At 71.0% G+C, this 14,951-nt stretch carries 15 protein-coding genes; 7 read left to right on the top strand and 8 right to left on the bottom strand.

The window, feature by feature from the left end:
* Positions 1–29 precede the first annotated feature (29 nt).
* Together ACLLJJ_RS18590 and ACLLJJ_RS18585 are read right to left on the bottom strand one after the other, a co-directional pair.
* Positions 30–665: a TetR/AcrR family transcriptional regulator gene (locus ACLLJJ_RS18590; RefSeq protein ID WP_434592709.1), complete on the bottom strand. Its 636-nt coding sequence runs from the start codon at positions 663–665 to the stop codon at positions 30–32.
* The gene (locus tag ACLLJJ_RS18585) at positions 662–2,179 is read right to left on the bottom strand and encodes a 3-hydroxyacyl-CoA dehydrogenase (RefSeq protein WP_434592706.1); all 1,518 of its coding nucleotides are present in this window, start codon (positions 2,177–2,179) and stop codon (positions 662–664) included. The genes ACLLJJ_RS18590 and ACLLJJ_RS18585 overlap by 4 nt, the downstream gene beginning before the upstream one ends.
* 124 nt (positions 2,180–2,303) lie before the next feature.
* On the opposite strand from ACLLJJ_RS18585, the gene paaN reads away from it, so the two are divergent.
* Complete coding sequence (gene paaN / locus ACLLJJ_RS18580; protein WP_434592705.1) at positions 2,304–3,995, top strand: phenylacetic acid degradation protein PaaN; 1,692 nt, start codon at positions 2,304–2,306, stop codon at positions 3,993–3,995.
* A gap of 274 nt (positions 3,996–4,269) precedes the next feature.
* Here paaN and ACLLJJ_RS18575 read toward each other — a convergent pair whose 3' ends face one another.
* Genes ACLLJJ_RS18575 through ACLLJJ_RS18565 form a run of 3 tightly spaced genes read right to left on the bottom strand, consistent with a single transcriptional unit; the run spans position 4,270 to position 6,874 of the window.
* Positions 4,270–4,965 (bottom strand): TrmH family RNA methyltransferase, encoded by a 696-nt coding sequence (locus ACLLJJ_RS18575; protein WP_434592702.1) that lies wholly within the window; start codon positions 4,963–4,965, stop codon positions 4,270–4,272.
* Positions 4,962–6,143 (bottom strand): HTTM domain-containing protein, encoded by a 1,182-nt coding sequence (locus ACLLJJ_RS18570; RefSeq protein ID WP_434592699.1) that lies wholly within the window; start codon positions 6,141–6,143, stop codon positions 4,962–4,964. Before ACLLJJ_RS18570 ends, ACLLJJ_RS18575 begins: the two co-directional genes overlap by 4 nt.
* A complete protein-coding gene (locus ACLLJJ_RS18565) occupies positions 6,140–6,874 on the bottom strand; it encodes a DUF5819 family protein (RefSeq protein ID WP_434592697.1) in 735 nt (244 codons plus the stop codon). Before ACLLJJ_RS18565 ends, ACLLJJ_RS18570 begins: the two co-directional genes overlap by 4 nt.
* Before the next feature lie 122 nt (positions 6,875–6,996).
* On the opposite strand from ACLLJJ_RS18565, the gene paaA reads away from it, so the two are divergent.
* Genes paaA through ACLLJJ_RS18540 form a run of 5 tightly spaced genes read left to right on the top strand, consistent with a single transcriptional unit; the run spans position 6,997 to position 10,650 of the window.
* Positions 6,997–8,058 carry a 1,2-phenylacetyl-CoA epoxidase subunit PaaA gene (gene paaA / locus ACLLJJ_RS18560; protein WP_434592694.1) on the top strand — a complete coding sequence of 354 codons (1,062 nt, stop codon included), beginning with the start codon at positions 6,997–6,999 and terminating at the stop codon, positions 8,056–8,058.
* The gene (paaB, locus tag ACLLJJ_RS18555) at positions 8,055–8,342 is read left to right on the top strand and encodes a 1,2-phenylacetyl-CoA epoxidase subunit PaaB (protein ID WP_434592691.1); all 288 of its coding nucleotides are present in this window, start codon (positions 8,055–8,057) and stop codon (positions 8,340–8,342) included. Before paaA ends, paaB begins: the two co-directional genes overlap by 4 nt.
* Positions 8,339–9,055: a 1,2-phenylacetyl-CoA epoxidase subunit PaaC gene (gene paaC / locus ACLLJJ_RS18550; RefSeq protein WP_434592688.1), complete on the top strand. Its 717-nt coding sequence runs from the start codon at positions 8,339–8,341 to the stop codon at positions 9,053–9,055. The genes paaB and paaC overlap by 4 nt, the downstream gene beginning before the upstream one ends.
* Positions 9,049–9,546 carry a 1,2-phenylacetyl-CoA epoxidase subunit PaaD gene (gene paaD, locus ACLLJJ_RS18545; RefSeq protein ID WP_434592685.1) on the top strand — a complete coding sequence of 166 codons (498 nt, stop codon included), beginning with the start codon at positions 9,049–9,051 and terminating at the stop codon, positions 9,544–9,546. The genes paaC and paaD overlap by 7 nt, the downstream gene beginning before the upstream one ends.
* A complete protein-coding gene (locus tag ACLLJJ_RS18540) occupies positions 9,547–10,650 on the top strand; it encodes a 2Fe-2S iron-sulfur cluster-binding protein (protein WP_434592683.1) in 1,104 nt (367 codons plus the stop codon).
* A 62-nt stretch (positions 10,651–10,712) separates the two neighbouring features.
* Here ACLLJJ_RS18540 and ACLLJJ_RS18535 read toward each other — a convergent pair whose 3' ends face one another.
* The gene (locus ACLLJJ_RS18535) at positions 10,713–11,939 is read right to left on the bottom strand and encodes a GDSL-type esterase/lipase family protein (RefSeq protein ID WP_434592680.1); all 1,227 of its coding nucleotides are present in this window, start codon (positions 11,937–11,939) and stop codon (positions 10,713–10,715) included.
* Positions 11,940–12,186: 247 nt separating this feature from the next.
* On the opposite strand from ACLLJJ_RS18535, the gene ACLLJJ_RS18530 reads away from it, so the two are divergent.
* Positions 12,187–13,320: an acyl-CoA dehydrogenase family protein gene (locus ACLLJJ_RS18530; protein ID WP_434600454.1), complete on the top strand. Its 1,134-nt coding sequence runs from the start codon at positions 12,187–12,189 to the stop codon at positions 13,318–13,320.
* Positions 13,321–13,458: 138 nt separating this feature from the next.
* Here the strand turns inward: ACLLJJ_RS18530 and ACLLJJ_RS18525 are convergent, their stop codons facing one another.
* Both ACLLJJ_RS18525 and ACLLJJ_RS18520 read right to left on the bottom strand, forming a co-directional pair.
* On the bottom strand, positions 13,459–13,803 hold the full coding sequence (locus ACLLJJ_RS18525; RefSeq protein ID WP_434592677.1) for a rhodanese-like domain-containing protein: 345 nt from the start codon (positions 13,801–13,803) through the stop codon (positions 13,459–13,461).
* Between the two features lie 132 nt (positions 13,804–13,935).
* Positions 13,936–14,916, bottom strand: coding sequence for a J domain-containing protein (locus tag ACLLJJ_RS18520; RefSeq protein WP_434592674.1), 981 nt, complete (start codon positions 14,914–14,916; stop codon positions 13,936–13,938).
* Between the last annotated feature and the right edge of the window lie 35 nt (positions 14,917–14,951).

Raw genomic sequence — 14,951 nt, 5'->3', positions numbered from 1 at the left:
CGGGGCGGGGCCGCGGCCGGTCGGCGAGGTCAGCGGCTGGTCCGCAGCCCGTCGAAGGCCAGCCGTACGACCGTCTCCGCGAGCTGGTGACCGCCGTCGGAGCCGTCCGGGTGGCCGGACCCGTCGGCGGGTTCGTCGGTGCCGTCGGCCGACAGCGGCCGATACCACTCCACCAGGGAGTTCACCATCCCGAACAGCAGCCGTGTCGCCAGCCGCATGTCCACATCGGCGCGCAGGTCGCCGTCCGCGGCCGCCGCCTTCAGCAGGTCGGCGACCCGCTGATCGAATTCGCGGCGCCGCTCCAGCGCCCAGCGCTCCGCCTTGGTGTTGCCGCGGACGCGCAGCAACAGCGTGACGTACGGCAGCTCGGCCATCAGCACCTCGACCGTACGGCGGGTGACGTATTCCACCCGCTCGATCGCCTGCCCGCGCAGCGCTCCCGGTTCGTCCAGGATGCCGAAGAGGCCGTCCAGGGCGCGGCTGACCGCGCGCCGCAACAGCTCCTCCTTGCCCGCGACATGGTGGTAGATCGAGGACTTGGAAATGCCGGCGGCCCGGGAGAGGTGCTCCATGGATGTGCCGTCGTAACCGCGCTCGTTGAACACCCGCACGGCGACCGTCAGGAGCGTCTCCGGGGTGTACGTGTCGCGCTTGGCGGTAGTCACGCGGAGGTCTCCTCCTGGGCGGCGGGCTGGGCGAACGACTGCCGGTAGAGCGCCAGGGAGGCCGCGTAGCGCCCGGTCGGGCAGCACTCGTGCAGATTCCCGAGCAGGTCGTACGCCCAGTCCTGGCCGAGCTCGCGGCTCCATTCGACCGGTCCGCGGGGGTAGTTGACGCCCAGCCGCATGGCGATGTCGATGTCGTCGGCCGAGGCGACGTCCCTGGCGACGGCGTCGGCGGCGAGGTCGATCAGCATGGCGACGGTACGGGCGACGATCATGCCCGGTACGTCGCCGATGACGCTGACATCCTTGCCGAGCTTCTGGAAGAGGCCGGTGGCCGCGTCGAGGGTCTGCGGCGAGGTGTCGTCGGAGGCGGCGAGCGCGATCCGGGTGGCGCCCCGGTAGTCGAGGGCGAGATCGAAGTAGACGACGTCCGTGTACTCCACGGACGTCCGGCCGTCCGCCGGTACGAGCTGCCCCTCGCCCGGCAGCTCGATGTACGGGCCGCCCGTCTCGACGCGCTTCACGGCGATGCCGGCCTCCTCCATCATCGCGACGACCGCCTCGGCGGGGCCCAGATCTCCGACGACGGTGACCGTGTCCGGGGCGCTCCGCGGCGGGGCGGTGTGCGGGGCGGGCTTCGTGGTCCCTTCGGCGTACGGGAACCAGCCGTGGCCCGACTTGCGGCCGAGCCGGCCCGACTCGACGAGGCGGCGCTGCGCGAGGGACGGGACGAACTTGGGGCTCTGGAAGAACGAGTCCCAGACGGAACGGGTGACGGCCTCGTTGACGTCCTGGCCGATCAGGTCGGTCAGCTCGAAGGGGCCCATTTTGAAGCCGCCGCACTCGCGCAGGACGGCGTCGATGGTGGCCGGGTCGGCGCCGCCCTCCTCGTACACCGCGAAGGCTTCGGCGTAGAAGGGGCGGGCGATGCGGTTGACGATGAAGCCGGGGGTGTCCGCGCAGCGGACCGGGGTCTTGCCCCAGGCCGCTGCCGTCGCCCACGCGCGCGTGGCGCTCGATTCGTCGGTCGCGAAGCCGCTGACGACCTCGACCAAGGGCAGCAGGGGCGCCGGGTTGAAGAAGTGCAGTCCGACGAAGCGGCCGGGGATGCGCAACGGGCCCGCGACGGCCGTGACGGAGAGGGACGAGGTGTTGGTGGCGAGGAGACAGTCGTCGGAGACGATCGCTTCGAGCGCCGTGAAGAGCTCCTGCTTGACCGGGAGCAGCTCGACGATCGCCTCGACGACGAGCGCGGCGTCCGCCAGCTCGGCGAGGTCCTCGGCGGGATACAGCCGGGCGCGCGCCCCCTCGGCCTCCGCCGCATCGAGCCTGCCCTTCTCGACGAGCCGGCCCAGCCGCTCGGCGACGGCCTGCGCGGCCTCGCGCGCCCGCCCGGGTGCGGCGTCATAGAGACGCACCGGGTGACCTGCGAGAAGGGCCACCTGGGCGATGCCCCGGCCCATGGTCCCGGTGCCTACGACGGCGACGGTGCGGGCTCGATCGATTGCTGTCATGACCCCGATCCTCCCGTACGAGTTATCCACAGGTTTACCGGGCCCTCTTGTCCCGACCGATCGTTCGGTTACTGTATCTCGTGTCCGCCTGTCCCTGCCCAGCTCGACGAGGAGTTGGTCCGCCATGGCCGCCGAACTCACCACATCCCAGCTGTCCGAGAAGCACCGGCCCACCCTCGACCAGGCGCTCGAAGTGATTCGTACGCGCGCCTACTGGTCGCCGCACCCCGAGCACCCCAAGGCCTACGGCGAGAACGGCAGCCTGAGCGCCGCCGATGGCCTTGCCGCCTTCCAAGCACTTCAGGGCAGCCGCTTCGAGCTCGACCAGCCCGGCACGGACGCCTGGACGGGCGCAGAAGTATCGCCCTACGGTCCGGCGCTCGGCATCGAATACCCGCATGCCGACCTTGATGTGCTGCTGCCCGCGATGCGCGCCGGCATGGGCGCTTGGCGGCAGGCCGGGCCCGAGACCCGCGCCCTCGTCTGTATGGAAATCCTGGCGCGGATCAGCGCCCGCACGCACGAATTCGCGCACGCGGTGATGCACACCAGCGGCCAGGCCTTCATGATGGCGTTCCAGGCAGGCGGTCCGCACGCCCAGGACCGCGGCCTGGAGGCCGTGACGTACGCGTACGCCGAGCAGGTCCGCACCCCCGGCGACGCCGACTGGTCCAAGCCGCAGGGCAAGCGCGACCCGCTCGACCTGAAGAAGTCCTTCACCGCGGTCCCGCGCGGCATCGCGCTGCTGATCGGCTGCAACACCTTCCCGACGTGGAACGGCTACCCGGGCTTCTTCGCCTCCCTGGCCACCGGAAATCCGGTCCTGGTCAAGCCGCACCCCCGCGCGGTCCTGCCGCTGGCCCTCACGGTGCGGGTCGCCCGCGAGGTGCTGGCCGAGACGGGCTTCGACCCGAACCTGGTGGCGCTGGCCGCCGAGCAGCCCGGCGAGGGCATCGCCAAGACGCTGGCCGTCCGCCCCGAGATCAAGATCATCGACTACACCGGCTCCACCGCCTTCGGCGACTGGCTGGAGGCCAACGCCCGCCAGGCGCAGGTCTACACGGAGAAGGCCGGCGTCAACACGGTCGTCATCGACTCCACGGCCGACTACAAGGGCATGCTGTCCAACCTCGCCTTCTCGCTGTCCCTCTACAGCGGCCAGATGTGCACCACCCCGCAGAACCTGCTCATTCCCCGGGACGGCATCACGACGGACGCGGGACCGAAGTCGTACGACGAGGTGGTCGCCGATCTGGCAGCCTCGGTCGACGGCCTGCTCGGCGACGACGCCCGCGCGAACGCGCTGCTCGGCGCGCTGGTCAACCCGGACGTGAAGGCCCGCCTGGAAGCCGCAGCAGGCCTGGGCGAAGTCGCCCTGGCCTCACGTGAATTGACCAACCCGGAGTTCCCGGACGCGGTGGTCCGTACGCCCGTCATGGTCAAGTTCGACGGCAGCAAACCGGACGCGGACGCGCCCTACCTCTCCGAGTGCTTCGGCCCGGTCTCCTTCGCCGTCGCCGTGGACTCCACGGCGGACGCCCTGGAGCTGCTGCGCCGCACGGTGCGGGAGAAGGGCGCGATGACGGTCGGCGCGTACACGACCTCCCCGGACACGGAGACCGCGATCGAGGAGGTCTGCCTGGAGGAGTCCGCGCAGCTGTCGTTGAACCTGACGGGCGGGGTGTACGTCAACCAGACAGCGGCCTTCTCCGACTTCCACGGCTCGGGCGGCAACCCGGCGGCGAACGCGGCCCTGTGCGACGCGGCGTTCGTAGCGAACCGCTTCCGGGTGGTGGAGGTCCGCAGGCAGGCGTAGCGGGACGCCCGGGCACGCCGCTCGCCCGGCGTGCCCGCCACATCCAGGACGCCCGGCACGCCCGGCGTGCCCGCCGCTTCCCACCTCTCCGGCACGTTCAGCCCGTCCGGCGCTTGAGGACACGCCCGAAGGGCGTCCGGGGGCCTGGGGGCTCGCCCCCAGTTTCGGGAAGGGGCGGGTAGGGGACAGCGCCGCAGGCACCCGCACCCGCACCCGCCCCACGCACCGCACCGCACCTCCACCCGCCCAGCACTCCCGCACCCGCCCCCCGAGCTCAGCCCGACAGAGCCCCCGCACCCCCAGAGATATCCGCATGCCGCTGCACCCACGCATGCATCGCAATCGCCGCAGCCGCCCCCGCATTGATCGACCGGGTCGAGCCGAACTGCGCGATGGAGCACACCATCGCCGCATGCTCCCGAGCCTCAGCGGTGAGCCCCGGCCCCTCCTGCCCAAACAAAAGCACGCACCGCCGAGGCAGCTCCGTCCGCTCCAGCGGCACGGACCCGGGGAGATTGTCGATCCCGATGATCGGCAGCCCCTCGGCCGCCGCCCACGCCGTCAGATCCTCCGTGCCGGGGTGATGGCGCACATGCTGGTACCGGTCGGTGACCATCGCGCCCCGCCGGTTCCACCGCCGCCGCCCCACGATGTGGATCTCCTTCGCGAGGAAGGCGTTGGCGGTCCGTACGACCGAGCCGATGTTGAAGTCGTGGCCCCAGTTCTCCACGGCCACATGGAAGTCGTGGCGCCGGGTGTCCAGGTCAGCGACGATCGCCTCGCGCCGCCAGTAGCGGTACGGGTCGACGACGTTGCGCCGGTCACCGGCGGCCAACAGCTCGGGGTCGTACCGCTCCCCCTCGGGCCACGGTCGCGGATGCGGGCCCACACCGATCTCGGGCGCCGTGAAGCCCTCGTCGTACTGGATGGGTTCCGCATCAGGCCCGGGGCCTGGGATGTCGCTGCTCACCCGACGAGCGTACGGTCCGCCTCCGCACCCTCGGAACGCCGCTCGGGCTCCGGGTCGCCCCGCCGGGTCGCCGTCCGGAGCCGGTCGCGCCCCCGCGCCGCCCGGCCGCCGAGCCACAGCAGGAAGACCGTGGGCAGGAAGACCGCGTCGGCCGCGATCATCGCCAGCGAGAAGAAGGGCAGACCGAGCAGCACGGCGATGCCCGCATGCTCGGTGATCATGACCGCGAGCAGGATGTTCTTGACCCGGCGGTTGAAGAGCGTGAAGGGGAAGGCGACCTGCACGATCACAGTCCCGTACGTCAGCAGCATCACCATCACGCCGCTGGAGGCAAGCAGTCCGGAGAGCGAGGGCCAGGGTGAGAAGTAGTCGAGGTGCAGCGGGTAGAAGAGCGCGGTGCCGTCCTGCCAGCGTGAGCCCTGGATCTTGTACCAGCCCGCGGTCGCGTAGACCAGGCAGACCTCCGCCATGATCACGAAGAGGGCCGCATTGTGCGCGAGGTTGGCGAACACGTCCAGCAGGCTGCGCGGGTCCCCCGGCGCGTAACGGTTGACCGCCCACCACAGCCCGTGACCGGCCCACAGCCCCCAGAGGACGACTGCCCAGCCCCAGCTGAACTCGCCCATGAACGTGACCACGACGAGGGCGAGGCCGAGGACCGCCCACAGGGCGGGACCCACCCGGTCGACACCCTGCCGACCGGAGTCGGCCGCGCGCCGCGCGTCCAGCGACCACACCTGGCCGCAGCGCGTGAACACCAGGTAGATGGCCATCAGATGGACGATGTTGTCGCCGCCGTCGCCCATGAAAATGCTGCGGTTCTGCAGCGAGAGCACGCCGATCATGAAGAGCACCGACATGGTGCGGGTGCGCCAGCCGAGCAGCAGAAGCAGGGCGGACAGCAGTGCGAGCGCGTAGACGAGCTCGAACCAGAGCGCCGATTCCGACCACATCAGCACCGTGAAGGCGTGATTGCTCGCTATCAGCTGCTGCGCCATGTCCCAGCCCCACGACCCGTCGGGGCCGTACAGCTCCCGGCGGTGCGGAATTTCGCTGAGCAGGAAGAGCAGCCAGGTCACGGAGAAGCCGATGCGTACGACGGCGCTCTGGTACGGGCCGAGGGCGGTGGACGTGACGCGCTGGACGGCGTCGCCGATCGTGCGACTGTTCGAGCTCATTCGGTCACCTCCGTGCGCGCCCCTGCGGCCAGGTCGGCATCGGTCACCGACCACCAGGGGAGGACCCGGTAGGCCGGCTTGTTGTTGTTCCGCTCGTTGCTCCACGACGGGGGCTTCACCCAGGCCGTCTCCGACCTGACCTGGATCCGCGAGATCCTTCCACCCATGTCGAGGTGTGTGAGGCGCAGCATCACGATGCGGCGTATGTAGCGCTCGGAGAGCAGGCCGCGCATGCCGTTCGCCTTGTTCGCACTGTCGTGCGAGCCGGTGTAGAAGTCCCAGCCGCGGCGGAGTTCGTTCTGCACGGTGTGGCTCGGCAGCGGATTGCCGCGGATCGCGGCGCCGTCCTGGGCGGAGAGATCGACCCACGCGGTCGTCCGCCACTCGCCCTCGGCGGTACGAACCTGGGCGCGCGCCTGTACGGCGATGTTCTGTTGGAGCGGATTGGGAGCGAAAAGCTTCCAGTTCTGTTCGAACTCGGGGTAGATCCAGTCGTCGACCAGCTCACCGTTCTGCTTGCTGACGGTGTTGGAGGGCGCGACGTGGAGGAAGACCATCCCGAGGTGCACGCAGGCGAGCACACCCACGAGAGCCAGCGCCACAGCGGCCGTGACCTGGTACGGGACGGAGAGCGCGGCGATGCCGTTCGGCACATCGGAGCCTCGCGCGGTGTCCGGTGCGGGCCCCGGATCCTGCCCGGCGATCACGCCCCTGTCGTCGTACGAATCCATCCCGCCCCGATCCCCGAGATCCACAGCAAGTTATCCACAGGGTTGACACCCTACGGGCCTCCGGCTGACCATTGAAGTCAGCGAACCGAACGATCGGTCGGTAGGCATGGAAGGGGGCTCGGATGGCCACAGCACCTGCGCACTGGACGGCGGCCGAGGAAACGGCAGGGAATCGGACGGCCGACAACACCGCGGCGTACGAGGCGGCGTTCGATGCCGCCGTGGCCGCGGACGAGCGCATCGAGCCGCGCGACTGGATGCCGGACTCCTACCGGGCCTCGCTGGTCAGGCAAATGGCACAGCACGCCCACTCCGAGATCATCGGCATGCAGCCGGAGGCCAACTGGATCACGCGCGCGCCCTCACTGCGGCGCAAGGCGATCCTGATGGCCAAGGTGCAGGACGAGGCGGGGCACGGGCTGTATCTGTACAGCGCCGCCGAGACGCTGGGCACCAGTCGCGAGGAGCTGCTCGACAAGCTCCACTCAGGCCGCCAGAAGTACTCGTCGATCTTCAATTACCCCACGCTGACCTGGGCCGATGTTGGCGCGATCGGCTGGCTCGTGGACGGCGCAGCGATCACGAACCAGGTGCCGATCTGCCGATGCTCGTACGGGCCCTACGCCCGCGCGATGGTCCGCATCTGCAAGGAGGAGTCCTTCCACCAGCGCCAGGGCTTCGAGCTGCTGCTCACCCTCAGTCACGGCACGGCGGCGCAGCACGAGATGGCGCAGGACGCGGTGAACCGCTGGTGGTGGCCGTCGCTGATGATGTTCGGCCCGCCGGACGACGAGTCGGCGCATTCGGCGCAGTCCATGGCCTGGAAGATCAAGCGGCACACCAACGACGATCTGCGCCAGCGCTTCGTCGACATCGCCGTGCCGCAGGCCGAGGCGCTCGGGCTGACCCTCCCCGACCCGGACCTGAAGTGGAACGAGGAGCGCGGGCACCACGACTTCGGCGCGATCGACTGGGCCGAGTTCCGGGACGTCCTCAAGGGAAACGGTCCGTGCAACGAGCAGCGGATCACCCAGCGCCGGCGGGCGCACGAAGAGGGCGCCTGGATTCGGGACGCGGCGTCCGCGTACGCGGCGAAGCACGATCCAGCTGCCACGGACCGCAGCGCCGCACACCGGGCCACCGAGCTCCGGACAGCCGAGCAGCACGAGGAGGCACGGGTATGAGCAGCACCGACTGGCCGCTGTGGGAGGTCTTCGTGCGCTCGCGCCGCGGGCTGTCCCACACACACGCGGGAAGCCTGCACGCCCCGGACGCGGAGATGGCCCTGCGCAATGCCCGCGATCTGTACACACGCCGCTCCGAAGGCGTCTCGCTGTGGGTGGTGCCGTCCTCGGCGATCATCGCGTCCTCGCCCGACGAGAAGGACCCGTTCTTCGAACCGGCCGGCGACAAGGTCTACCGGCACCCGACGTTCTACGAGATCCCGGAAGGAGTGCAGCACCTGTGACCACCGTTCTCGCGCCCGCGGCTCTCGCCCTGGGCGACGACGCCCTGGTGCTGTCGCACCGGCTGGGGGAGTGGGCGGGCCACGCCCCCGTCCTCGAAGAGGACGTGGCCCTCGCCAACATCGCGCTCGACCTGCTGGGGCAGGCCCGGGTGCTGCTCACCCTCGTCGGCGACGAGGACGAGCTGGCGTACCTCCGCGAGGAGCGCGCCTTCCGCAACCTCCAGCTGGTCGAGCAGCCCAACGGCGACTTCGCGCACACCATCGCCCGCCAGCTCTACTTCTCCACCTACCAGCACCTGCTCTACGGGCAACTGGCCTCCGGCGACGGGGTGTTCGCCCCGCTGGCGGCGAAGGCGGTCAAGGAAGTCGCCTACCACCGGGACCACGCCGAGCAGTGGACGACGCGCCTCGGCGACGGCACCGCCGAGAGCCACCGGCGGATGCAGCAGGGCTGCGACGCCCTGTGGCGGTTCACCGGCGAGATGTTCCAGCCCGTCGAGGGCGTCGAAGCCGACTTCGAGGAGCTGCGAGCCGCCTGGCACACGTCCGTCACGGCCGTCCTGGAGCGGGCGACGCTGACCGTGCCCGACGGGCCGCAGAGCGGCGCCTGGGTGGCGGGAGCGGGCCGGCAGGGGCTGCACACCGAGTCGTTCGGGCGGATGCTCGCCGAGATGCAGCACCTGCACCGCAGCCACCCGGGGGCGTCATGGTGACCGCCACCGCCCTGGAGACGCGGCTGCGCGAGCTCGTCGGCGCCGTGCCCGACCCCGAGCTGCCGGTGATCACACTGGAGGAGCTGGGCGTCCTGCGCACCCTGCATGTGTCGGGCCCCGGCCGGGTGAAGGTCGAGCTCACACCGACGTACACCGGCTGCCCGGCGATCGAGGCGATGTCCTCGGACATCGAGCGCGTCCTCCACGACAACGGCATACCCGAGGTGTCGGTCGTCACCGTCCTGTCCCCCGCCTGGTCGACGGACGACATCACCGCCGAGGGCCGGCGCAAGCTCGCCGAGTTCGGCATAGCTCCGCCGCGCCCGCAGCCCGTCGACGGCGGCCCGGTGCCCCTCACCCTGTCGGTGCGTTGCCCGCACTGCGGGTCGACGGACACGGAGCTGCTCAGCCGGTTCTCCTCCACCGCGTGCAAGGCGCTGCGCCGCTGCGTGGCCTGCCGCGAGCCGTTCGACCACTTCAAGGAGCTGTAGATGTTCCACCCGCTGAGGGTCCGCGAGGTCGAGCGGCTCACGGACGACTCGGTGGCCGTCACCCTGACCGTGCCGCCCGAGCTCCGCGAGGCCTTCCGGCACACCCCGGGCCAGCACATAGCGCTGCGCCGCATCGTGGCCGGCGAGGAGATCCGCCGTACGTACTCGATCTGCGCGCCGGCCACCGAGGCTCCGGCCGAGCCGGTGCTGCGGGTGGGCATCCGGCTGGTCGACGGCGGCGAGTTCTCGACGTACGCCCTCAAGGGGCTGACCGTCGGCGACACCGTCGAGGCGATGGCCCCGATGGGCCGCTTCGTACTGGAGCCGCGTGCCGGGCACTTCGCGGCGATCGTCGGCGGCAGCGGCATCACACCGGTGCTCTCGATCGCGGCGACGCTGCTGGCTCGGCAGCCTTCGGCCAGGTTCTGTCTGATCCGTAGCGACCGCACGGCGGCCTCGACGATGTTCCTGGAGGAGGTCGCCGACCTCAAGGACCGGTTCCCCGATCGGTTCCAGCTGGTCACCGCGCTCTCCCGGGAGGAGCAGCAGTCCGGGCTGCCGTCCGGGCGGCTCGATCAGGAGCGGCTGGCCGGGCTGCTGCCCGCACTGCTTCCGGTGGCGGACATCGACGGCTGGTTCCTGTGCGGTCCCTTCGGGCTCGTCCAGGGCGCCGAGCGGGCGCTGCGCGGCCTCGGGGTCGCCAGGGCCCGTATCCACGAGGAGATCTTCCACGTCGACGACGGCACTGTCACGGCGGGCGCCCCTGCGGGCTCGACCGCCACCGACGACATACACACCGCCACGCCCCTGACCGCAGTCACCCTCACCGCCGCGACCCTCACCGCCACGCTCGACGGCCGGTCCGGCAACTGGCCCGTGCGGGAGGGGGAATCGCTCCTGGAGACCGTGCTGCGCAGCCGCGCGGACGCGCCGTACGCCTGCAAGGGCGGGGTGTGTGGGACCTGCCGGGCGTTTCTGGTCACCGGCGAGGTGCGGATGGACCGCAACTACGCGCTGGAGCCCGAAGAGACCGAGGCGGGCTATGTCCTGGCCTGCCAGTCCCATCCGACCACCGCGGAAGTCGAGTTGGACTTCGACCGCTGAGCCACCGCCGTTGAGCCACCCGTCCGGCCCCGAGCAAGGCCGGGACCGGACGAGGCGGCGTTTCAGGGACGGTCGGCTGCGGCGAACGGGCCGGCCGGGCCGAAGGCCAGCGCGGCGAAGCGTTCACCGATGCGGCGATGCGTGGCGGCGTCCGGGTGGAGCTGGTCGGGAAGCGGCAGTTCGGCGAAGTCCGCCTCGCCGTACAGGTCGCGGCCGTCGAGGTAGTGCAGGTTCGGGTCGTCGGCCGCCCGCTGCTTCACGAGGCGGACCAGTTCGTCCCGGATGACGTTGAGGGTCAGCTTCCCGACGGCCCGTTCCGCGGGGTCGCCCGACGCCTTGAACTGGAGCCGTCCCGCGCTGAGATTGCTGAAGTCCGGGGCGCTGGGGCCCGGGGTGTCCTCGTGGATGGGGCACAGGACGGGCGAGACGACCAGGAGCGGGGTGGTGGGATGGCCCTCGCGAATGGTGTCGAGGAAGCCGTGCACCGCGGGGCCGAAGGCGCGCACTCGCATCAGGTCGGTGTTGACGAGGTTGATGCCGATCTTGACGCTGATCAGATCCGCTGGGGTGTCGCGCAGGGCTCGCGCGGTGAACGGGTCGAGCAGGGCGCTACCGGCCAGGCCCAGATTGGTCAGCTCCACACCCCCGAGGGAAGAGGCGAGCGCGGGCCAGGTCGTGCTGGGGCTCGCGGCGTCGGAACCATGGCTGATCGAACTGCCGTGGTGCAGCCACTTCCTGCGGTCCCCCTCCGGCAGCGGCTCGACGGGGGCATCGGTGCGCAGCTCGACCAGCTGGGTGATCTCGTTGTACGGCAGCCAGATCTCGACGTCCTTGACGCGGTCCGGAAGACCGGAGAACCGGACGGTGCCGACCGGGCCGGGCCGCATTTCGGCGGACCCGGTGGTCATGTCCACCATGAGGACATTGCCGCCGGTCACACTGGCCTGCCCGGCCGACAGGCCGTCGACGAGCAGGTCGTACACGCCATCGGGGCGGGGCGGGGCGCCCACGTAGGCATTCTTGGTACGCAGAGCGTCCAGCTCGACGGCAGTGGCCCGCGTGCGGAACACCAGCCGTACGCCCGAGGGCTGGGCCTCCGCCATGGCCAGCTGACCGTCGGCGCACTGCGCACGGGCCCGCGCGGGCAGTCGGTGCGGCAGCACCCCGTGCTCGGTGCGCTCCAGGTCCAGGGCGCCGCGCAAGAGGTCCGTGCTGATGGGCGTGGTGATCCAGTCCGTCGCCGGGGCCGCCGTGGAGGCGCCGGGGACGTCGTCAGGCCGATCGTTCATGGCCGCATTCTGCCCGTCGGATACATGGTCCGCACAATTATTTTCCGCGCACGGCCGGGGAACAGCCTTCGCGGAACAGAAAGCAGGAGACCGAGGAGAACCGAGGGATACCGGGGAGAACCGAGGGACCGACGGCAGGAACGCCGAAGCACCGGCTGCGGCCTGCCCCATTCCCTTCTGCTAGAACGTGTTCTATCTTGACGCTCCGTCAGATGTACGTGGCACCGGGGCGCTGGAGGGCATGGACGTGGACTTCACCTTCACCGAGGAGCAGCAGGCGGCCGTAGAGGCGGCGAAAGCGGTCTTCTCGGGCGTCGCGCCCGACGGCGTACCGAGCCCCGCACTCACCGCGGGCGCGGTGGCCGAGGATCTCGACCGCCCGCTGTGGGCCAAGCTCGCCGACTCCGACCTGCTGAGCCTGGTACTGGGCACGGAACACGGCGGAGCGGGCCTCGGCCCCATCGCGCTCTGCCTGGTGCTGCGCGAGTCCGCGAAAGTGCTTGCCCGGGTGCCGCTGCTGGAGACCAGCGCGGTCGCGATGGCCGTGGAGCGGTACGCCGACGCCGGGTTGAGCGCCGAGATCCTTGCCCCCGTCGGACGCGGCGAGCTGGTGCTGACGGTGGGCGCCAACGGCCGCACCGGCCACGACCCGGCCGAACTGGCCGTCACCGCACGGCGCGAGGGCACCGACTGGGTGCTCGACGGCCTCCAGACCGGGGTGCCCTGGGCCCGGACCGCAGACCGTATCGCCGTGCCCGCGCACACCGGCGAGGGCCGCGCCGTGCTCGCCCTGCTCCCCCGCGACCAGGCCGGCCTCACCTTCGCCGACCAGGTGTCCACCAGCGGCGAACGCTTCGCGGAGGTCCAACTCGACGACGTACGGATCACCGGCCGCGAGGTGATCGACGCCGAGGGCGCCTGGGAGTGGCTGCGCGACCTGCTCACCATCGGCACCTGCGCGCTCGCGCTGGGCCTGGGCGAGCACGTGCTGTCCATGACGAGCGAATACACGGGAAAGCGCGAGCAGTTCGGCTTCCCGGTCGCGACCTTCCAGGCCGTCGCCGTCCAGGCCGCCGACCGCTACATCGACCTGCGTGCCATGGAAGTCACCCTCTGGCAGGCGGCATGGCGGCTGACTTCGCAAGCGAGCGGCGCCCTGCCCGTGTCCGGCGACATCGCCGTGGCGAAGATCTGGGCCTCCGACGGCGTACGCCGCGTCGTACAGACGGCGCAGCACCTGCACGGCGGCTTCGGCGCGGACACCGACTACCCGCTGCACCGCTTCCACGCGTGGGCCAAGCAGATCGAACTCTCGCTCGGCCCCGCGGCGGCGCACGAGGAGGCCTTGGGCGACCTGCTGGCCGCCCACCCCCTCGGCTGATCCACCCCGGGCGTCGCGGCCCCGGGCGTCGCGGCCCCGGCCATCATCCGGACCCGGCCATGATCGGACGGGCAGTCCCGAGGTCCCGGAGTCCCGAAGCCCCTGTGTCCCGAGGTCCCGGTCCCGGAGTCCGGGGTCTCAGAGGACGAAGGCCGGGCTGCCGTTGTCGGTGACCATCGGGCGCCCGGCGCCGTCCCAGGCGAGCATCCCGCCATCGATGTTCACCGCGTCGACACCCTGCCGCACCAGGTACTGCGTGACCTGCGCGGAGCGACCGCCGACCCGGCACATCACGTGCACCCGGCGGCCGTCCTCCGCGGCTTCGGTCAGCTCGCCGACGCGGCCGACGAAGTCACCCATCGGAATGTGCAGAGCGCCCTCGACGTGGCCCGCCGCCCACTCGTCGTTCTCCCGTACGTCCAGCACGAAGCCGTCGGACGGCACCTTCGCGGCGTCGACGGCGGGGAGCGGAGCGAAATTCATGGGCCATGCCTTCTCTCGTACGTACAAAGGGGCGTGCTCGCGTCATGCGTACTCGCGTCATGCGTACCCACGCACACGTACCCGCGCACGCAGTGATGCGTCCGAAACGGTCGCCCGTCCCGGCAACGCAACCTACTGCACCAGTTTGGCCAGGTCCTTCTCGCGCTCGGAGACCTGCGCGAGCAGCTGCTCGGCGATCTCTTCGAGCAGCCGGTCCGGATCGTCGGGCGCCATCCGCAGCATCGCGCCGATGGCGCTCTCCTCCAGCTCCTGAGCCATCAGGGACAGCAGCTCCTTGCGGCGCGAGAGCCACTCCAGCCGGGCGTAGAGCTCCTCGTTCTCGCTGGGCGGCTGCTCCGCGGGCACCGGTCCCGCGGCCCACTCGTCGGCGAGCTCCTTCAGCAGTGCCACGTCCCCTCGCCCGTAGGCGGCGTTGACGCGGGTGATGAACTCGTCCCGACGCTCGCGCTCCGGCTCGTCCTGCGCCAGGTCCGGGTGCGCCTTGCGGGCCAGCTCGCGGTAGAGCTTGCGCGCCTCCTCGCTGGGCCTGACCCGCTTGGGCGGCTGCACGGCCTCGCCGGTGAGCATCGCGGAGGCCTCGGGCGAAAGCCCGTCCGAGTCCATCCAGTCGTGGAACAGCTCCTCGACTCCGGGCATCGGCATGACCAACGCCCGCAGCTCGTCCGCCTTGCGCAGATCCTCCGGGTCGCCGGAGAGCGCGGCCCTGGCCTCCGCGAGCTGCGCGTCCAGTTCGTCGAGGCGCGCGTACATGGGGCCGAGCTTCTGGTGGTGCAGCCGGGAGAAGTTCTCCACCTCGACGCGGAAGGTCTCCACCGCAATCTCGAACTCGATCAGCGCCTGCTCGGCGGCGCGCACGGCCTTCTCCAGCCGCGCCTCGGGCCGCTCCGCGGCCTGGGCGCCCGCCGCCTCCTCACCGGCCACCTGCTCACCGGCTGCCCGCGCACCGGGTTCCCCATCGGCCTCCTCGCCGATGGCCTGCCCAGCGGTTTCCCGCCCAGCGGCCTGCTGTCCGGCGGCCCCCTGCTCGGCCGCCTGCCGGTCCTGTGCTTCGTCGTTTCGGGTCGTCGGCTCCCCGGGAGCTTCCTGCGTCACTCGTCCAGCGTACGGGCGCCCGGGGCCCCGGCCGT

It is taken from the genome of Streptomyces sp. A5-4 (assembly GCF_051131715.1).
Classification (GTDB): domain Bacteria; phylum Actinomycetota; class Actinomycetes; order Streptomycetales; family Streptomycetaceae; genus Streptomyces.
The sequence above is the reverse complement of the archived record's forward strand: the minus strand, read 5'-3'. Positions and strand labels throughout refer to the sequence as shown.